Here is a 17,912-nt window from a genome sequence, read left to right as displayed (position 1 = left end):
GAGGCGTCAGAAGCGCCAGTGGTTGCCATGAGATCGGTGCAAAGAGGACGAGGCTCCACGGTGGCGACCGAAGGCCTACGTCCCACTGCCGGCAGGCCACTTGAGCACGGCGCTGACTCGCCATAGGGTAAACTCGTTAGCCAGCTGACGCTACCGGCGGCCGGATTGCCGCTGCCCCTATGATGATGAGCGAAGGACCATGACCGAGTCACACCGCCCGACCTTGCTGTTTGCCCACGCCAACGGGTTTCCCGGGGGCAGCTATCGCAGTCTGTTGGCTCCATTGAAGGAGCGTTTTGACATCCAGCCACTGGACCGGCTGGGGCATCATCCTGACTTTCCTGTTGGTCACAACTGGCTGGCCTTGCGCGACGAATATCTGGACAGTACGCGTGATCTGCCGGGCCCCTTTATCGGCGTGGGGCATTCCATGGGCGGCGTCATCACCGCCATGGCAGCGCGCCAGGCTCCTGAGCGGTTCCAGGCAGTGGTGATGCTCGACCCGCCGCTGATGCTGGGGTTGGACGCAATGGCCATGCGCCTCAGCAAATGGCTGGGCATGGTGGATCGGGTGACCCCGGCGGGCAAGAGCAAAGGGCGGCGCGCGCGCTGGGAAAGCCGCGATGCCATGCGTGCCCAGCTGCGGCGCAAGGGGCTGTTTCGGGCCTTTACGCCGGAAGCCCTGGACGACTATATCGAGGCCGGCACGACGGTACTGGAAGACGGTAGTGCCGTACTGAGCTACGACCCGGATATCGAGGTCGAGATATTTCGTCACCTTCCTCACCACCTGGATCGTCTGCCCCGCGAGGTGTCGGTGCCTATCGGAGTGTTGGCGGGAGCGTCGTCGGATCTGCTGACGCCGTCGCGGTGCAGGCGGCTGAGCCGCCGCGGTATCGTGCTGGAGACGGTGCTGGGGACGCATATGTTTCCCATGGAGCAGCCGGATGCGACGCGAGAGGCCTTGCTGTCCATGATCGATCGCCTGCTGGCACCAGAGGGGGCGCGTAAATGACCCGGATTCCGACGACGGCAACCGCCATGACCTCGACAGGCGCTGCTCTGGGTTTGGCTGAAGGGCGCCTGGCTGAAGGGCGTTTGGCTGCGCTGGTTTGGGGGGAAGAGGGGGCGCCCACCTGGCTGGCGCTGCACGGGTGGCTCGACAACGCGGCCAGCTTCAGTCGTCTCGCGCCGCTGCTGGCACGTCGCCTTGGCATACGCATCGTGGCCATCGATATGTCGGGCCACGGGTTGTCACGGCCACTGGCAGGGAATCTCGATTACGCCATCTGGGATTACTGTCATGACCTGCTCGACGCCATGGACGATCTGGGGCTGGAGCGCGCACCGCTGCTGGCGCATTCGCTGGGGGCTGGGGTCGCCTGCCTGCTGGCCGCTGCGTTGCCCGAGCGGGTCGAACGCCTGGTATTGATCGACGGCCTGGGAGCTCTCACGACCGCACCGCAAGAGACCGCCCGGCAACTCGGACGGTCGCTCAAGGCGCACCGTCGCCGGCGGTCCCGCTCCCCCCGCTATGCGGATCTCGACAGCGCGGTGGAGGCACGTGTCGTCGGTGGTGCGACGCCCGTGGATGCCGAGACGGTTCGTGACATTGTGGCGCGCAATCTGGCACCAGGGGACGATGGGCAGCTGCAGCTGCGCACCGATCCACGCTTGCTGCGACCCTCTCCCGTCAGGCTGACCGACGAGCAGGTCGCCCACCTGCTTGAGGCTATTGCCTGCGAGGTACTGCTGATCGAGGGACGCGACGGTATCCTCGGCGACAGCCCCCGCGGCATTGCGGCGCGGGCACGGGTTCGCCAGCTGACACGGCACGTGCTTGAGGGCGGGCATCATCTGCATGCTTCGCCCAGCCATGTGCAGGCGGTGGCAGACACCATCGTCAGTGCCTTAGGCGACCCCGGGGGTCCCGCCGCTTCATCCTAGCTGGCCCGGCAAGCTCCGGCATGGGCATGGCGTGGGACGTCAGGCGCTCGTACCAGATGCCGGCCTCGAAGCGGCTACGCCGTGATCAGCGGTGTAAGTGTTTCCACGCAGGGGTGGACTAATCTGATAGACAGGTTCGAGGCAGCCGTATTCGCCAGAGCCTGTCAGATCATCGTGCGTCGGCAGGACGGTCATTGCCCAGCCCTCGACCTTGCCGTGGACTCGGGGACGACCCGCCGACATCAAGCGGCAGGAGGGCCACGCCATGACGACCTATCGCCACGACTGTCCGCCGGGCTTGCCCGGCAAGCGCATCGCTCTGACCCTGGGCAGCGGCGGAGCCAGAGGCTACGCCCACATCGGTGTTCTGCAGGAGCTGGCCGCGCGAGAGTACGAGATCGTCGCTATCTCGGGGTGTTCCATGGGCGCGCTGATCGGCGGCATCTATGCCGCGGGCAAGCTGGAGGACTATCGGCAGTGGGTGGAGGAGCTGGGCTCGTTCGGGGTGCTGCGACTGCTCGACATGTCGTTCACTTCCATGGGCGCCATGCAGGGCAAGAAGGTCATGAGCAAGATCGAGTCCTTCATCGGTGATGTGGCCATTGAAGATCTGCCGATACCGTTCACTGCGGTGGCCACCGACCTGGTGCGCCAGCGCGAGGTATGGTTTCAGCGCGGTTCGTTGCTGAAGGCTATCCGCGCCTCTATTGCCATCCCGGGGGTGTTTACCCCGGTGGAGGACGGGCCACGCCTGCTGGTGGATGGTGGCCTGCTGAATCCCTTGCCGATCATTTCCAATGTCTCGGTACACGCGGACCTGGTAATGGCCGTCAACGTCACGGCCAACAGTCCGCAGCTGGTTACCCTGGAAGAACTGTTGCCGACCCATTGTCCCAGCTGTGACGAGTCACGCGGTGGGTCGGCGTCCCCTGCGTCTTCCCCCTCGAAGGACGAACGACGCAAGGGGGATCGAAGACACGAGGCGAAAGGGACGCCGCTGGTACGTCGGCTGCTGGACAGCGCCAATACCGAGGCCGAGGCGGATCGCGCCGAGCGGGGCACGGCGGCGCTGGGTCCCAAGGACTGGGGACGCCTGGCCACCATCCTCACCTCATTCGATATCACCCAGGCGGCCCTGGCGCGCTACAAGGAAGCGGGATACCCGCCTGATATTCTGGTGGAGGTGCCCAAGACGGTGTGTGGGTCGTTTGAGTTCCACCGGGCCAGAGACCTGATTCGGCTGGGACGTCACCTTACCTGCCAGGCGCTGGATCGTATCGAGACCTGTGGCCTGGTGGAGCATGCCGAGGTGCGTCGCTGAGCGCCGACGGGTGATGTGGTCAAGGGGTGTGGCCACGTCTGCGGAGGAGCACGTACACCGCGCCGGTGCCGCCCTCGGCATCGGTGGCGGAGCAGAATGCCAGCACGCTTGGCCACTCCCTGAGCCAGGCATTGACGTGGCTCTTGATCACCGGGTAATCCGCGGTTGCGCCCCAGGCCTTGCCATGGACGACAATCACGCAGCGATGGCCGCTGGCGACGGAATCGCGCAGAAAGCTCTCAAGTTCAGCCCGGGCTTCTTCCAGGCTGTAGCCGTGCAGGTCGAGCCCACCCTCCCACTGGATCAATCCGCGCTTCAGCTGGCTGCGCGTCCGGTAGGGCAGGTCAGGCAATGCGAAATCGAGATACTCGGAAGGACGTACCGGCTCTACCCGACCGTCGGAGGTGCGCCCCGTCGCCACGTCATCCCCGGCACTGACCGCCGCCGCGCGTCTCGCGGCGGCGGCCTGGTCCCGCTGTGGATGCGATGTGGTGCGCGGCTTGCCGGTATCAGCGCGATTGTGCCGGATGCGACGGACTCCCGCCTGTTCCAGGGCCTGGCGAAACGCGTTGATGTCGTCGTCGGGCGGTGGCTGGCGGTGGCTCATCGGGGCCTCGAGTGCGTGAATGGGGCGGTCAGTATACCGCGCTCGTCGTGGCAGTGAACCGCTGGCGCGGATACAATGCCGGACAGTCCATTTCGCTACGCCGATTGCCTGTTGCAGCGCGTGCTGCAAGGCCGGATAGCCCCATCGCGAACCCGCTCGACAGGATTCCCCCTTGGCTGATTCTTCTTCTGCCCCCTCATCCACGCGCCTTCCTGCCCAAGGGCGCGACGCTTCCTCCACGCTGGTGCTCGCCGACGGCGAACTTGCCGATGGTCTGATCACCCTGCGCGACTGCCTGCGCTGGGCCACCAGCGAGTTTCATCTGGCCGGATTGACCTTCAGCCACGGCACCGATAGCGCCTGGGATGAGGCGGTAGCGCTGGTGCTGGGCGCGCTGCATCTACCCTGGGACGTTGATCCCAGCGTGCAGGAGGCCCGCTTGCTGCCGATGGAGCGTGAGCGCATCGTGGCATTGGTCCGCGCGCGTATTACCGATCGCCGGCCGCTGCCCTATCTGCTGGGCGAGGCATTTTTCGCCGGGCTGACCTTTGCCGTGGATGAACGCGTGCTGATTCCGCGCTCGCCCATCGCTGAACTGATCGAGAGCGGCTACCAGGCGTGGTTCCCGGAAGAGCCGCCGCGACGCATTCTGGACCTGTGTACCGGCTCTGGCTGCATCGGTATCGCCAGTGCCGAATATCTGCCCACTGCAGAGGTCGATCTGTCGGATATCAGCCAGGATGCCTTGGCCGTGGCGCGGGCGAACATCAATCGCCATGATGTAGGGCGTCGGGTGCGCGCGGTGCAAAGCGATGTCTTCGATGGCCTGGAGGGGCAGCGCTACGACCTGATCGTATCGAATCCGCCCTATGTGGATCTGCGGGACCTGACCACCATGCCTGAAGAGTTTCGCCATGAACCTGCGCTGGCACTGGGTGCCGGCAGCGACGGCCTGGATATCGTCCGGCGCATCCTGCGCGAGGCGAGAGCACACCTGACGGACCAGGGCGTGCTGATTGTCGAGGTGGGCAATTCTGACCATCACCTTGAAGCGGCCTTCCCCGAGGTGCCGTTCCTGTGGCTCGACTTCGAGCGCGGCGGTCAGGGCGTGTTTGCCTTGACCGCCGATGAACTCGACGCCCATGCGGCGTCCTTTGCCTGAGTTCGCCTAACACTTTCGCGATACACACAGAGGAGCGCCCATGTCCGGCAATACCTTCGGCAAACTGTTTACCGTCACCACCTTCGGCGAGAGCCACGGGATCGCGCTGGGCGCCATCGTCGATGGTTGTCCTCCTGGCATCGAGCTGAGTGAAGCCGACCTGCAGGCGGACCTCGACCGCCGGCGTCCCGGCACGTCCCGTCATACCACCCAGCGGCGCGAGCCGGACCAGGTCAAGATCCTGTCCGGCGTGTTCGAGGGCAAGACCACCGGCACATCGATCGGTCTGTTGATCGAGAATACCGATCAGCGCTCGAAGGACTACTCCAAGATCAAGGACCAGTTCCGGCCCGCCCACGCGGACTACACCTATCACCACAAGTACGGCGTGCGCGACTATCGCGGTGGCGGTCGCTCCAGCGCCCGCGAGACCGCGATGCGCGTCGCTGCTGGCGCGATTGCCAAGAAGTACCTGGCCAGTCAGGGCATTGTGGTGAGGGGCTACATGAGTCAGCTGGGTGAGCTGGCCATCGAATTTCGCGACTGGGCCTCGGTAAACGATAATCCGTTCTTCTGCCCTGACCCAGAGCGCGTGCCGGAGCTCGAGGCCTACATGGACCAGCTGCGTCGTGATCAGGACTCGGTCGGTGCCAAGATCACCGTGACCGCGGAAGGCCTGCCGCCTGGCTTGGGCGAGCCGGTGTTCGACCGTCTCGATGCTGACCTGGCCCACGGCTTGATGAGCATCAATGCGGTGAAGGGCGTAGAAATCGGTGATGGCTTTGCCAGCGTGTCACAGCGTGGCAGTGAGCATCGCGACGAGATGACCCCGGAAGGCTTCCTGTCCAATCATGCGGGCGGTGTGCTGGGGGGGATTTCCAGTGGTCAGACCTTGATCGCTCATCTCGCGCTCAAGCCGACCTCGAGCATCACCATTCCAGGACGCTCCATCGATGTGGACGGCAATCCGGTAGAGGTAGTGACCAAGGGCCGTCATGACCCCTGCGTCGGCATTCGTGCGACGCCGATTGCCGAAGCGATGATGGCGTTGACGCTGGTGGACCACCTGTTGCGCCATCGCGCACAGAATAGCGAGGTTTCCGTCAGCACCCCACGGTTACGCTGAATCGCGGAGCGTGACAGGACTGCTACACTCAAGATGGCGTGAAAGGAAGATGACGAAGCAAGGCATCTTTTGCTTATTGCGTCTTGTGCTTGCTGCGCAGGGTGGCGCTGGTCAGGACAGTCGCCGTCGATATCGCTGATGTGATATTCCCCTAGCGCCGACGCAACGTCGACATATCGACCAGGGAGTAAGAGGCCAGCATGAAAATCAACGTCGAGTTCGATCTGACGCCAGAAGAATTCCGTCAGGCACTGGGGCTTCCCAATATCGAGGCCTTCCAGCAGGACCTGCTTGATCGCATTCAGCGGCAGATGGAATCCGGTGTCGAGGGCTATGACCCCATGAGTCTGATGCAGCCCTTTCTGCAGCAGCCTGCTCTGCAACAGGGCTTGTCCCAGGGTCTGGCCAGCTTTGGCAACTATCAGAAAATGATGATGGATATGCTGACTCAGGCGGCTCAGAGTGCGCGCAGTACATCGAGCTCCTCGAGCGAGTCGGAGCAGGAGTCGGGATCGGCGTCGCGGTCCAGCAGCACCGCTCGGTCGAGCAGTGCGTCTCGTCGGACAGGCAGTGCCAGCGCCAGGTCCGGCAGCAAGGACAAGGGCTGACGGCTTGGCCATGGCAACAGGCGCGGCGATGCCGGTGACGAGTGTCCCATGCATATTCGCGCAGCTCGAGGGGATGTCATGGCGCTGTCATCCTGTGTGTGCCAGACTGACCTTTGTTGCGTTGCAACAATGATGCTGATGGCGCACGCCAGGAGCAACGTCAGGCTGGCCTGCAGTTGCCATGCAGAGCCATGGCGGTCGCCTGGAACGACAGGCGTCATGTGACTCCAAAGGGGCGCAATGCCCCCATGAAGAGTCCGCATGAAGAGCCTGCATGAACAACATCCGGTGCGCTGACGCTACGGCGTCATTGACACGAAATGCTGAATGAACAGGCTGTTTGGACAGGGTTCATCGACAGGACTTCCAGGAGGTTTGGTCATGCAAGACAAGATGTTCGACAACTTCAGCGAGCAGACTCGTCAGTTCTTCGAGCCGATGCGCAAGCTTAATTCCCTGATGCTGGACAACATGGAAAAGATGTCCCAGTACCAGATGGAATCGATGAAGCGCTATAGCCAGATGGGCACCGAGCGCATGCGTGATGCCACCGAGATCAACGATGCCGAGGGGCTGCGCGACTTCTCCACCCGTCAGGCCGAGATGCTCAACGAGCTGTCGGCGCAGATGCTGGAAGATGCCCGCGCCATGAGCCAGCTCAGCCTTGAATTCAAGACAGAACTGGAGACGTTGTTCGCCGAGTCCGGCCAGCAGCTTGCCGAACAGGCCACCCAGGCACGGGACCAGGCGACGGCTGCCGTGGAAAAGGCCACCCAGCAGGTTACCGAAGCGGCGGAAAAGACCGCCCAGCAAGCGTCGCAGGCAGCCTCCAGTGCTACTGCATCTACCAAGTCGACAGGCACCGCCAGGGCGACCTCGAGTCGCAAGCGCACGTCCTGATCGCGGTGTCACCCTGGCGGTCGGTCAAGCGACAGCCAGCAAAGGGCAGGGGTCCGGTGGGCCCTTGCCCTTACGCATCAAACAACCATGACAAGATGAGGGTGGATACCGCGATGCCGGCCGGCGAACGGTGAGCCATCCTGTGTGCGGGGCAGTGGAGAGGAGGTCGCCATGGCGGCAGGTGAGCAGGTAATGGACAACCCTGAAGAGTGGGGCAGCCAGTTGTCAGTGCTGAGCGCAGAGTACCAGGCACTGATGGAGGACTTTCTTTCACGCATGGTACCGAGTGATGCAGCCGACTCGGTGATGGAAGATATTCGCAACAGCTTCCAGGCGGGTGCGGAGTCGCTGATGCGTAATCCCACCTTGCTGTGGGAGACCCAGACGAAGTTGATGCAGGATCAGCTGGCGCTGTGGCAGCAAGCCATGTCTGCCGCCAGCGGCGGCGCCCTGGAGCCCTTGGTGACTCCCTCGCGGGGGGATCGCCGATTCAAGGATGAGGCCTGGACCAGCGACCCGGCCTATAACGCCATCATGCAGCAGTATCTGCTGTTCTCCAGCACCGTGGAGAACCTGGTGGACCGGCTGGACGATCTGACCCCTGGCGAGAAGCGCAATCTGTCGTTCTATGCTCGCCAGATGGTCAATGCCATGTCACCAACCAACTTCGTCTCGACCAATCCGGAGGTCATGCGCAAGACCCTGGAAACCCGCGGTCAGAATCTGGTGGATGGTCTGGCGCGACTGCGCGAAGACCTGGCCAACTCTGCCGAAGGTCTGAACGTGACCATGACCGATCGCAGTGCCTTTGAGGTCGGCCGCAACATCGCGGTGTCCGAAGGCGCCGTGGTCATGGAAAACGAGCTGATCCAGCTGATTCAGTATGCGCCCACCACGGAAAAGGTGTTCAAGACACCGCTGCTGATCGTTCCTCCCTGGATCAACAAGTATTACGTGCTGGACCTGCGCCCGGAAAACTCGCTGGTCAAGTGGCTGGTGGACCAAGGGCATACCGTCTTCCTGATTTCCTGGCGCAACCCAGGCCCCGAGCAGCGCGACCTGACCTGGGCGGACTACATGCAGCTGGGGCCCATCGCGGCGCTGGATGGCATCGAGCAGGCTACCGGAGAGAAGTCGGCCAATTTCCTCTCCTACTGTATTGGCGGCACCCTGACCGCGTCGACCATGGCGTATCTGACCAGCACCCGACGCGGGCGCAAGGCGAAGTCAGTCACCTACATGGCGACGCTGCAGGACTTTCGTGATCCTGGGGAAATCGGCGTGTTCCTCAGCGAGCCGGTGCTGCAAGGGATTGAAGCCAAGCTCGAGCAGGACGGCTACCTCGACGGCCGGGTGATGGCGTATTCCTTCAACCTGCTGCGCGAGAATGACCTGTTCTGGTCGTTCTACGTCAATAACTACCTCAAGGGCGAGGACCCTGCCGCCTTTGATCTGCTGTACTGGAACACGGACGGTACCAATCTCCCAGCGGGCACTCACGGCTGGTACCTGCGCCACCTGTACCAGGAAAACCTGCTGGTCGAGCCGGGCGGGATCGAGCTGGACGACGTCAAGATTGATCTGCGCAAGGTATCGACCCCCAGCTACTTCGTTGCCACCCGTGAAGACCACATCGCCAAGTGGAACAGTAGCTACTACGGGGCCTTGCTGCCCAAGGGGCCCGTCACCTTCGTACTTGGTGGCTCCGGGCATATTGCCGGGATCGTCAACCCGCCCCACAAGAACAAGTACGGTTACTGGACCAACAGCGAACTGCCCGACAACCATGACGACTGGCTGGCTGGCGCCGAGGCCCACGAAGGTTCCTGGTGGCCGCATTGGCAGCAGTGGATGTTGGACGGTGGCTATGTGGATGCAGACAAGATGGTCGAGGCTCGTCAGCCCGGAGGGGGAGAGCTGGCCTTGTTGGAACCTGCGCCAGGACGTTTCGTGAAGATCTCGATTCCGGAGGTACTGGGCGAGTCTCCTGAAGACGATTCGTCCTCCTGAGACGCGCTCTGACGAGGGCTGTCACGACAACGCCGCAAGGGCCTTGGCCCTTGCGGCGTTTTGCTTGCCTGCAGGTCTTTGGTAGCGATTGGCGCTTGCTGGGGCGATAGGCCTTTAGCGGCTGACGCCAGGTCAGCTGCGCATCACCCTTTCGTCAGGCGGTGCGGCGGCGCCAGCCGAACCCGATCAGCAGCAGCAGGGCGGCCAGGGCCCAGGTGGGCCAGCTGCCGGTGCGCGTGAAAGGCGTCAGGCCTTGCATCGGTTGCACCTCGCCATCCAGCCTGGCGGTGGTGAATTGGGGCAGCTGGTCGAGGATCTCGCCCTGGTCGTCGATGATCGCCGTAATCCCGTTGCTGGTGGCGCGGATCACGTAGCGGCCGTTCTCCAGGGCTCGCAGGCGGGCCATCTCCAGATGCTGGTGCGGGCCGATGGAGTTGCCAAACCAGCTATCGTTGGACACGGTCAGCAGCAGTTCGGCGTGGCGAGCTCGCTGTGCTACCAGGTCGGCATAGATGATTTCGTAGCAGATCGCGTTGCCGATGGTATGCCCCGCGGCGACCATCGGGTCCTGCCGATCGGGACCCGGTGTCATGGCCGGCATCGGCAGGTCGAAGAAGGCGATGGCGCCGCGCAGCACGCTTTCCAACGGCAGATATTCACCGAAGGGCACAAGATGCGCCTTGCGATAGCCGCCGCTGGCGTTGCCGTAGGCGGATACGGCGTTGTAGAAGCGGCCGTCTTCATCCCGCTGCAGGATGCCCGTCAGCAGTGCCGTTTCGGGTGCCAGGGCAGCCTGTGCGCGGGCCATGATGGGTTCTGCCTGGTCTTCGAACATCGGCAGGGCAGCCTCCGGCCAGATGACGATATCCGGCTCGGCGGGACGGCTGGCCTCCAGTTCTCCCGTCATGCCGAGATAGGTGTTTACGGCTTGACGCTGACCTTCAGGCAGCCACTTGATCTCCTGGGGCAGGTTACCCTGCAACAGGCTGACCTTGAGCGGCTCGCCAGCAGGTGTCGTCCAGTGGCTTGGCAGGACGACGGCCACGGCCCAGATCAGGACCAGTGGCAGTGCTGCCAGATAACGCCTTTGCAGCAGCTCTACCAACAGGGCACCACTGGCGGCAACGGCTAACGACAGCAGATAGACGCCGCCCAGGGGAGCCAGCGTCGACAGCGGCGAGTCGACCTGGGTGCTGCCCAGCAGCAGCCAGGGAAAGCCGGTGAATAGCCAGGTGCGAATCCACTCCATCAGCACCCAGAAGCCGACAAAGCCCGCAAGCCCCGCGACGACGGTAGGGCGTGCTGGCATCAGGCGCCGGAACAGGCCCAGAGGAATGGCGACGAACAGGGCCATGCTGGCAACGAACAGCGCGGTCAGAAAGAAGGCCAGTGGAGCGCTGGTGTAGCCATAGTCGTGGATGGACACATAGACCCAGGAGGCGCCGCTGCCAAATAGCCCCAGGCCATAGCTCCAGCCGCGCAGCAGCGCCTGACGTGGCGACATGAGGTAAAGGCCGGCGTAGACCAGCGCGGGGGAAAGGAGAGCCAGCCACCACCAACCAAAGGGGGCAGCCGCCAGGGTGGTCAGGCCACCGGCAAGCAGGGCAGCAAGGTAACCGAGTCGGCCACCGAACAGTCGCTCGAGCATGGAACGTCCATCCTTGGGTCACGAGAGATAGGAGAGGGGCGATGCCCCTTGCGGGGCATCGGGGATCATTCGCTTTCGGCGTTGGCGGGCTCGACTTCCAGCAAGCGAATGCGTCGGTTATCGGCGTTGAGCACGGTGAAGCGCCAACCGCCGATCTGAGTATGTTCACCGCGAGCCGGAAGGTGGCCGAAGCGTTGCATGACCAGGCCGCCAAGGGTGTCGAATTCGTCATCGGAAAAGCGGGTATCGAAGCGCTCGTTGAAGTCTTCGATGGGGGTCAGGGCTCTGACGGCGTAGCGATCCTCACCCAGCTGACGAATGTCTTCTTCCTCGTCGGTATCGTGTTCGTCTTCGATGTCGCCGACGATTTCCTCGAGGATGTCCTCGATGGTGACGATACCCGCGGTGCCGCCGTATTCATCCACCACGATCGCCATGTGATTGTGGGTATCGCGGAATTCCTTGAGCAGGCTGTTGAGGCGCTTCGACTCCGGGACGAACATGGCCGGACGCAGCACTTCCTCAAGCTGAAAGGGGCGTTCCTCGCTGTTGTTCTGCAGCAGGGGCAGCAGATCCTTGACCAGCAGGATGCCCTTGACCTCATCGAGGTTCTCGCCGATGACCGGATAGCGCGAGTGGCCGGTTTCCAGAATGATGGGCAGGTAGTCTTCCAGCGGTTGTTCGAGCTCAAGCGCAGTGACCTGAGAGCGCGGAATCAGCACCTCCCTGACCTGCTGATCGCTGATGTTCAGGGCGCCCTCGATGATGGTCATGGCGTCCTGTTCCAGCCGTAGACGGCTGCCTGCCTGGCGCAGGAATTCACGGAGTTCTTCCCGCGAACTGGGCTCGTCGCTGTCGTTGGACAGCGCGCTGAAGAGTTTGTCGAACCAGGACTTGTTGGCCTGGCTACTCGATCGGTCTTCGCTCATGCGTCGGCTCTCTCGTCCTCGCTATCGGGATCTGGAGATGGGGCCGGCGGGGCGTAGGGATCAGAAATACCCAGGCCGGCAAGGATACTGCGCTCGAGGTTTTCCATGACCTCGGCTTCATCGTCCTCGATATGGTCGTGGCCGAGCAAATGCAAGGTGCCATGGACGACCATATGAGCGTAGTGATCGATCAGCCGCTTGTCCTGCTCCATCGCTTCGCGCTCGACCACCGGGTGACAGACCACCAGGTCTCCCAGTAGCGGCAGGTCGAGGCCGGGTGGGGCCTCGAAAGGAAAGGACAGAACGTTGGTCGGGGCATCCTTGCCACGATAGTCACGATTGAGGGCCTGGCTTTCGTCGCTATCGACCAGGCGTATCGTCAGTTCGGCATCTTCACGGCCGGGAAAGTGTTCCAGCACGGCATCGACCCAGCGTTGAAGCTGGGCCGAGTCGGGCAGCGCTTCGGCGTGGCTGGCGATCTGACGATCGACGCAGGCGCTCATCAGTTGGCGTCTCCGTTGCTGCCATTGCTGAACTGGAGGCGATCGGCACGTTCCTGGCGGCGTTCTTCGGCGCGGGCCTCGCGGCGCGCGCGTTCCTCGGCTTCCTGGTTGGCCTCGAACAGGTCATAGGCCTCGATGATGCGCTGGACCATCGGGTGGCGGACCACATCCTTGGCGGCGAAGTGTGTCACGCCAATGCCGGCGGTGTCCTTCAGCACGTCGAGCACCTGAATCAGGCCTGAGCTCTGCCCGCGCGGCAGGTCGACCTGGGTCACGTCACCGGTGATCACCGCGGTCGAGCCAAAGCCGATACGGGTGAGGAACATCTTCATCTGTTCGCGAGTGGTGTTCTGGCTCTCGTCGAGGATGATGAAGGCGTTGTTGAGGGTTCGTCCACGCATGTAGGCCAGCGGGGCGATCTCGATCACCTGGCGCTCGATCAGCTTGGCAACCTGCTCAAAGCCGATCATTTCATACAGGGCGTCGTACAGCGGACGCAGGTAAGGATCGATCTTCTGGGCCAGGTCGCCAGGCAGGAAGCCGAGTTTCTCGCCGGCTTCCACGGCTGGGCGTACCAGCAGGATGCGGCGCACCTGCTGCTGATTGAGGGCCTCTACCGCGGCCGCCACGGCAAGATACGTCTTGCCGGTGCCCGCCGGGCCGATGCCGAAGTTGATATCGTGCTGGCGGATGCTGGTGACGTAGCCCTGCTGGTTCAAACCGCGAGGCTTGATCAGCGTACGCGGCGTACGGATCAGCACTTCGCCGTCGCCGATCTCTTCTTCGGTCTCTTCCTCAAGGGCTTCGATACCGGATTCCTGCAGGAACAGGTGAACGCTGTCAGGGGTTAGTTCGGTAGACGCGGTCTCGCGGTAGAGATGCTCCACCAGGTTGGAGGCTGCCTTGACCCGGGGGCCGGGACCCGCCAGCTGGAACATGTTGCCGCGATTGCGCAGGGTGACGCCGAGCCGGCTTTCGATCAGCTTCAGGTGCTCGTCGCGCTGGCCGCACAGATTGGCGAGACGGCGCGGCTCGTTGGGTTCAAGGTTGAGCGTGATGATGCGATTGGCCTGGGTCGATGGCTGGCTCAAGGCGAGAAAAATCCGTGGTTGATGACTAGAGGGTGTTAACAGTTCCGTCAGCTTACTGCCCCGGCGTAGGCCAGGGCAATGATCCGAGGCGGTGTCGATGCGTGTTGGACAGCCACCTCGGGTCGGCTGCGTATCAGTAGCGCTCGCCAGAGGCGAGTTCGCCGCGCAGTGAATTGGGCAGCGCTTCGGTGATTTCCACGTCGACAAAGTAGCCAATCAACTCGGTCGGATTGGCCGCGCGGAAGTTGACGACACGGTTGTTCTCGGTGCGGCCGGACAGCTGTCCCGGGTCACGCGGCGAGAAACCGGATACCAGCACGCGCTGGGTAGTGCCTACCATGCGACGACTGATCTGCATGGCCTGCTGGTTGATACGCTCCTGCAGGATGGCCAGGCGCTGCTTCTTGACCTCTTCTGGCGTGTCGTCCTCCAGCGCCGCTGCCGGAGTGCCCGGTCGCGCGGAATAGACGAAGCTGAATGAGACGTCGAAGCCGATCCGGTGAATCAGGTCCATGGTCGCTTCGAAGTCTTCTTCGGTCTCGCCAGGGAAGCCGATGATGAAGTCGGAGGAGAAGCTGATGTCGGGACGCAGCGCGCGAATGCGCTCCATCTTGTCGACGTACTCCTCGACCGTGTGACCGCGCTTCATGGCCGCCAACACCCGGTCGGAGCCTGCTTGCACCGGCAGGTGCAGATGGCTGACCAGTTCCGGGATGTCGGCGTATGCCTCGATCAGGCTGTCGCTGAACTCCACCGGGTGGGAGGTGGTGAAGCGGATGCGGTCGATGCCATCAACTGCCGCCACGCAGGCAATCAGCTCGGCCAGGTCAATCTCGTCGCCATCGTCGTTGATGCCACGGTAGGCATTGACGTTCTGCCCCAGCAGGTTGATTTCGCGAACGCCCTGGTCGGCCAGGTGGAAGACCTCATCCATGACGGCCTCGAAGGGCCGCGAGACCTCTTCGCCGCGGGTGTAGGGCACCACGCAGAAGGTGCAGTACTTGGAGCATCCCTCCATCACCGAGACGAAGGCACTGGCACCATCGGAGCTTGGCTTGGGCAGGTGATCGAACTTCTCGATCTCGGGGAAGGTGACGTCCACCACCGAGATCTGGTTGGAGCGGCTGGCATCCAGCATGCCCGGCACGCGGTGCAGGGTCTGTGGACCAAACACCATATCCACGTGGGGAGCACGCTTGCGGATGGCATCGCCTTCCTGGCTCGCCACACAGCCGCCGACGCCGATGACCAGGTCGGGGTTCGACTGCTTGAGCTTTTTCCAGCGGCCGAGCTGGTGGAAGACCTTTTCCTGGGCCTTCTCGCGAATCGAGCAGGTGTTGAGCAGGATCACGTCTGCGTCTTGCTCGTTGTCGGTCAGCTCCATCTGATGAGATTCGCCGAGCAGGTCCGCCATGCGGGCGGAGTCATACTCGTTCATCTGGCAGCCGTGGGTCTTGATGAAGAGCTTCTTCGTCATAACGGTGGTCGGGCTCCCGGCCCGAAGTGCATCAGGCAGGCCTGGTTACGTGAATGTGGGTAATCGGGCGCGAGACTGGCGGCCGAACGGCCGTGGCGCATGGGGGCATATTATACGCACCGACCGGGGATGGGGCCAGTGGGCCCCTGTCTGCCGGCACGGCTTGGGCCGCGCTGTGGCAGGGGCTGCTCACGGGAGGCGAGAGCCCTGCGATGTGGTAGTCTTGCCTGCGAGCCAGACAGGCGGGTGATTATTTTGTGACCGTTTTGAGTCAAACCCAGGCGACGCGCCCCGGGCGCGGCGATGTCCAGCGGTTTTCCCGACAGTTGTCCACAGCTGTTGTGGAACGTTTTTCACCTCGTCGCTGTCCTGTGTCGAGTTGCCAAGAAAGCCCTTGAGAGCCTCCTTGGCAAGCATGGCACGCGCCGGCACGCCGGCCGCGCCGCACAGCGAGCGACCCTATTCTCATTGCGCGCTGTTGAGCTGGCAGGATGCCAGTGCAGCGTCACAAGCGTCGTAACCGAGCCCAGATTAGTCAGGAAAGACGGCATGAAAACGCAATTTCTCAAGACAGTGACCCTTGGCCTTGCGCTCGCCAGCAGTGCCTTGCCGGTGATGGCCCAGGACGATGGCAACGCCAGGTGGGTCACGGATGAACTGACCACCTATGTGCGCAGCGGCCCCACCGATGGCTACCGCATCGTTGGCACGCTGACGGCGGGCCAACCAGTCAGTCTGCTCGACACCTCCGGTGACTATTCACAGGTGCGCAGCTCCAGTGGCGATGTGGTGTGGGTGCCCAGCAGCGAGCTGCAGGAAACGCCCAGTGCCAGCGACCAGCTGCCTCAACTCGAATCGCGAGTGGAAGAGCTGACGGCAGAGCTCGACGGCATCAATGAAAGCTGGGAAGAACGCACCAGTACCATGACAGAGACGCTTAAGGTGCGTGAGCAGCGCATAACCGAGCTTGAGACGCGCAATCACGAGCTGGAGAGCTCCTTTGACGAGATCAGCGAGGTCAATCGGGATCTGGAAGCGCGTCTGGAGACCCGCAAGGAAGACCTGCTGATGCGCTACTTCATGTACGGTGGCGGTGTCGCCGGTGCTGGCCTGATCGTCGGTTTGATCGTTCCGCACCTGCCCCGTCGTCGCCGCAAGCGCGATCGATGGTTCTAAGCGAGACCGCCCATGCAACAACACTGGCTGAAGCGCTGGGAGCAAGGCCGGATCGGCTTTCATCGCGATAGCGTGCACCCGGCGCTGGTACGGCACTGGCCGCTTCTCGGCGCGACACCGGGTACCAAGGTACTGGTGCCGTTGTGCGGAAAGAGCCTCGACATGCGCTGGCTAGCCGAGCATCAGCACCCGGTGCTGGGCATCGAGCTGGCCGAAGCCGCCCTGGCCCAGTTTGTGGAAGAAGGACCGGGTGAGGTGTCGCGCTATCAGCAGGACGGATTTTCCATCCAGCGCCAGGGCAGCATCGAGCTCTGGTGCGGCGATTTCTTCCACTTTCACATCGCCCAGGCGGCGGAGATTGGTGCCTTCTACGACCGGGCCGCCCTGATCGCCTTACCCGAGGCGACGCGTCAGCGCTACGCCTTCCACCTGGCACAGTTGATTCCGCCTGGAGCACGAGGGTTGCTGGTCAGCCTGCGACGAGATGGCGAGGACGGGCCGCCCTACAACGTCAGCGATGAGGAGATTCGTCGCCTGTTCGACCCGAATTTCATCGTCACCCACCTGGAAGATGGTGAGCGTGAGGATAACGGGTTTCAGGAGTCGGTGTGGGCGCTGGTGCGGCGGGGGCCTGTCACCGACGAGCCAGCGCAGCATCGGTAGGTCGTTACGCTAGCGCACAACGAAGGCGCTTGCCGGCCACTGGACCGGCAAGCCTGGACCGGTAACCGGCAATGACAGGAGGGCTTAGCGAGCCAGCAGCTGGCCCAGTTGGGGGTCGGCGAAGGCGCGATTGAGTCCGTCGGACAGCAGGTCCGTGACCATGCGCTGGTTAGTCGCCTTGTCAGGTTTTATCGCGTAGCTCTGCACGCGTCGTGAGGTGTAGGTGCCGGTGTAGGTTTGACCATCGTTGGTGGCCACCGCTTCGATCACGCTCTCCAGGCGAGCTTCGTCTACCAGTGGCTGGCTCTGGCCGCGCTGGTAGCTGAGCTGCTTCAGCGTCAGGGTCAGGGTGGGACGTCCCGGGGCCGGTTCAGCGGTAGGGGCGAAGCCCATGTCGCGCACGGCGCGTTCCGCCTCGGCTTGCAGCCGTGGCACGATCTCATGGGGGCTGACGGTGATGGTCGCCGTCGAGCTGGCGCTGCCGGTTCGCGTGCCGAGCACGTCGGAAGGACGGTCATCGGCGGCAATCACGGTGACTGCCTGGCCAGAGCCGGACGCGGGCACGGCCACGCTGCGCTGGGGATCAGGCTGAAGCTGGTGGGGGCTGGAGCAGGCGGCAAGGGCAAGCAGCATGGCCATGCCAGCTGCGCCCTTCAACAGGCGACGAAGCATAGGGGTGAACTCCTTGTCATGGTATCTGAAAGTCGCAAAAACGCGTCGGCCGGTCACGCCGCTGCAGCAGCA

Annotated in this window: 17 protein-coding genes; 10 read left to right on the top strand and 7 right to left on the bottom strand. The window is 63.1% G+C overall.

What is annotated here, in order from left to right; genetic code table 11:
- The first annotated feature begins 199 nt into the window (after window positions 1-199).
- The 3 genes from KUW18_RS01290 to KUW18_RS01280 all read left to right on the top strand — a co-directional run bounded on the left by KUW18_RS01290 (window position 200) and on the right by KUW18_RS01280 (window position 3,268).
- Window positions 200-1,015, top strand: a complete 816-nt coding sequence (locus tag KUW18_RS01290) for an alpha/beta fold hydrolase (protein WP_222560618.1) — start codon at window positions 200-202, stop codon at window positions 1,013-1,015.
- 26 nt (window positions 1,016-1,041) lie between these two features.
- A complete protein-coding gene (locus KUW18_RS01285; RefSeq protein ID WP_222560756.1) occupies window positions 1,042-1,947 on the top strand; it encodes an alpha/beta fold hydrolase in 906 nt (301 codons plus the stop codon).
- A gap of 265 nt (window positions 1,948-2,212) precedes the next feature.
- The gene (locus tag KUW18_RS01280; protein ID WP_222485496.1) at window positions 2,213-3,268 is read left to right on the top strand and encodes a patatin-like phospholipase family protein; all 1,056 of its coding nucleotides are present in this window, start codon (window positions 2,213-2,215) and stop codon (window positions 3,266-3,268) included.
- 19 nt (window positions 3,269-3,287) lie between these two features.
- Here the strand turns inward: KUW18_RS01280 and KUW18_RS01275 are convergent, their stop codons facing one another.
- Window positions 3,288-3,875: a Smr/MutS family protein gene (locus tag KUW18_RS01275; protein WP_206943035.1), complete on the bottom strand. Its 588-nt coding sequence runs from the start codon at window positions 3,873-3,875 to the stop codon at window positions 3,288-3,290.
- Between the two features lie 172 nt (window positions 3,876-4,047).
- On the opposite strand from KUW18_RS01275, the gene prmB reads away from it, so the two are divergent.
- From prmB to phaC, 5 genes are all read left to right on the top strand, one after another.
- Window positions 4,048-5,037 carry a 50S ribosomal protein L3 N(5)-glutamine methyltransferase gene (gene prmB, locus KUW18_RS01270; RefSeq protein WP_222560617.1) on the top strand — a complete coding sequence of 330 codons (990 nt, stop codon included), beginning with the start codon at window positions 4,048-4,050 and terminating at the stop codon, window positions 5,035-5,037.
- Window positions 5,038-5,077: 40 nt separating this feature from the next.
- Window positions 5,078-6,163: a chorismate synthase gene (gene aroC / locus KUW18_RS01265; protein ID WP_206943033.1), complete on the top strand. Its 1,086-nt coding sequence runs from the start codon at window positions 5,078-5,080 to the stop codon at window positions 6,161-6,163.
- Between the two features lie 200 nt (window positions 6,164-6,363).
- Window positions 6,364-6,771, top strand: a complete 408-nt coding sequence (locus KUW18_RS01260) for a hypothetical protein (RefSeq protein ID WP_222560616.1) — start codon at window positions 6,364-6,366, stop codon at window positions 6,769-6,771.
- Between the two features lie 381 nt (window positions 6,772-7,152).
- On the top strand, window positions 7,153-7,671 hold the full coding sequence (locus tag KUW18_RS01255; protein ID WP_222161847.1) for a phasin family protein: 519 nt from the start codon (window positions 7,153-7,155) through the stop codon (window positions 7,669-7,671).
- A 192-nt stretch (window positions 7,672-7,863) separates the two neighbouring features.
- Window positions 7,864-9,681: a class I poly(R)-hydroxyalkanoic acid synthase gene (gene phaC / locus KUW18_RS01250; protein WP_409995817.1), complete on the top strand. Its 1,818-nt coding sequence runs from the start codon at window positions 7,864-7,866 to the stop codon at window positions 9,679-9,681.
- A gap of 154 nt (window positions 9,682-9,835) precedes the next feature.
- Here phaC and lnt read toward each other — a convergent pair whose 3' ends face one another.
- From lnt to miaB, 5 genes are all read right to left on the bottom strand, one after another.
- Entirely contained in the window at window positions 9,836-11,329 is a 1,494-nt protein-coding gene (gene lnt / locus KUW18_RS01245) for an apolipoprotein N-acyltransferase (RefSeq protein WP_222161849.1), read from the bottom strand.
- A gap of 65 nt (window positions 11,330-11,394) precedes the next feature.
- On the bottom strand, window positions 11,395-12,258 hold the full coding sequence (locus KUW18_RS01240; RefSeq protein WP_206943026.1) for an HlyC/CorC family transporter: 864 nt from the start codon (window positions 12,256-12,258) through the stop codon (window positions 11,395-11,397).
- Complete coding sequence (gene ybeY, locus KUW18_RS01235) at window positions 12,255-12,761, bottom strand: rRNA maturation RNase YbeY (protein WP_206943023.1); 507 nt, start codon at window positions 12,759-12,761, stop codon at window positions 12,255-12,257. Before ybeY ends, KUW18_RS01240 begins: the two co-directional genes overlap by 4 nt.
- A complete protein-coding gene (locus tag KUW18_RS01230) occupies window positions 12,761-13,852 on the bottom strand; it encodes a PhoH family protein (RefSeq protein WP_206943022.1) in 1,092 nt (363 codons plus the stop codon). The genes ybeY and KUW18_RS01230 overlap by 1 nt, the downstream gene beginning before the upstream one ends.
- A gap of 133 nt (window positions 13,853-13,985) precedes the next feature.
- Window positions 13,986-15,329: a tRNA (N6-isopentenyl adenosine(37)-C2)-methylthiotransferase MiaB gene (miaB, locus tag KUW18_RS01225; RefSeq protein ID WP_222161851.1), complete on the bottom strand. Its 1,344-nt coding sequence runs from the start codon at window positions 15,327-15,329 to the stop codon at window positions 13,986-13,988.
- Window positions 15,330-15,878: 549 nt separating this feature from the next.
- Between miaB and KUW18_RS01220 the strand changes: the two genes are divergently transcribed.
- Together KUW18_RS01220 and KUW18_RS01215 are read left to right on the top strand one after the other, a co-directional pair.
- Entirely contained in the window at window positions 15,879-16,505 is a 627-nt protein-coding gene (locus tag KUW18_RS01220) for a TIGR04211 family SH3 domain-containing protein (protein WP_222161852.1), read from the top strand.
- A 12-nt stretch (window positions 16,506-16,517) separates the two neighbouring features.
- Window positions 16,518-17,168, top strand: coding sequence for a thiopurine S-methyltransferase (locus KUW18_RS01215; protein ID WP_222560614.1), 651 nt, complete (start codon window positions 16,518-16,520; stop codon window positions 17,166-17,168).
- Between the two features lie 84 nt (window positions 17,169-17,252).
- On the opposite strand, the gene KUW18_RS01210 is transcribed toward KUW18_RS01215, so the two are convergent.
- Window positions 17,253-17,840, bottom strand: a complete 588-nt coding sequence (locus KUW18_RS01210) for a YajG family lipoprotein (RefSeq protein ID WP_222560613.1) — start codon at window positions 17,838-17,840, stop codon at window positions 17,253-17,255.
- Between the last annotated feature and the right edge of the window lie 72 nt (window positions 17,841-17,912).

Origin of the sequence: Halomonas sp. DP5Y7-2 (assembly GCF_019802025.1) — a bacterium.
In the GTDB taxonomy this organism is placed as follows: domain Bacteria; phylum Pseudomonadota; class Gammaproteobacteria; order Pseudomonadales; family Halomonadaceae; genus Halomonas; species Halomonas litopenaei_A.
The sequence above is the reverse complement of the archived record's forward strand: the minus strand, read 5'-3'. Positions and strand labels throughout refer to the sequence as shown.

What these genes read in the sequence shown, in the direction of transcription:
- KUW18_RS01210 (WP_222560613.1), bottom strand. Translation starts at nt 17,840, where the DNA reads ATGCTTCGTCGCCTGTTGAAGGGCGCAGCTGGCATGGCCATGCTGCTT.
- KUW18_RS01220 (WP_222161852.1), top strand. Translation starts at nt 15,879, where the DNA reads ATGAAAACGCAATTTCTCAAGACAGTGACCCTTGGCCTTGCGCTCGCC.
- KUW18_RS01290 (WP_222560618.1), top strand. Translation starts at nt 200, where the DNA reads ATGACCGAGTCACACCGCCCGACCTTGCTGTTTGCCCACGCCAACGGG.
- KUW18_RS01240 (WP_206943026.1), bottom strand. Translation starts at nt 12,258, where the DNA reads ATGAGCGAAGACCGATCGAGTAGCCAGGCCAACAAGTCCTGGTTCGAC.
- KUW18_RS01260 (WP_222560616.1), top strand. Translation starts at nt 6,364, where the DNA reads ATGAAAATCAACGTCGAGTTCGATCTGACGCCAGAAGAATTCCGTCAG.
- KUW18_RS01255 (WP_222161847.1), top strand. Translation starts at nt 7,153, where the DNA reads ATGCAAGACAAGATGTTCGACAACTTCAGCGAGCAGACTCGTCAGTTC.
- KUW18_RS01215 (WP_222560614.1), top strand. Translation starts at nt 16,518, where the DNA reads ATGCAACAACACTGGCTGAAGCGCTGGGAGCAAGGCCGGATCGGCTTT.
- ybeY (WP_206943023.1), bottom strand. Translation starts at nt 12,761, where the DNA reads ATGAGCGCCTGCGTCGATCGTCAGATCGCCAGCCACGCCGAAGCGCTG.
- aroC (WP_206943033.1), top strand. Translation starts at nt 5,078, where the DNA reads ATGTCCGGCAATACCTTCGGCAAACTGTTTACCGTCACCACCTTCGGC.
- KUW18_RS01285 (WP_222560756.1), top strand. Translation starts at nt 1,042, where the DNA reads ATGACCTCGACAGGCGCTGCTCTGGGTTTGGCTGAAGGGCGCCTGGCT.
- miaB (WP_222161851.1), bottom strand. Translation starts at nt 15,329, where the DNA reads ATGACGAAGAAGCTCTTCATCAAGACCCACGGCTGCCAGATGAACGAG.
- KUW18_RS01280 (WP_222485496.1), top strand. Translation starts at nt 2,213, where the DNA reads ATGACGACCTATCGCCACGACTGTCCGCCGGGCTTGCCCGGCAAGCGC.
- phaC (WP_409995817.1), top strand. Translation starts at nt 7,864, where the DNA reads ATGGACAACCCTGAAGAGTGGGGCAGCCAGTTGTCAGTGCTGAGCGCA.
- lnt (WP_222161849.1), bottom strand. Translation starts at nt 11,329, where the DNA reads ATGCTCGAGCGACTGTTCGGTGGCCGACTCGGTTACCTTGCTGCCCTG.
- KUW18_RS01275 (WP_206943035.1), bottom strand. Translation starts at nt 3,875, where the DNA reads ATGAGCCACCGCCAGCCACCGCCCGACGACGACATCAACGCGTTTCGC.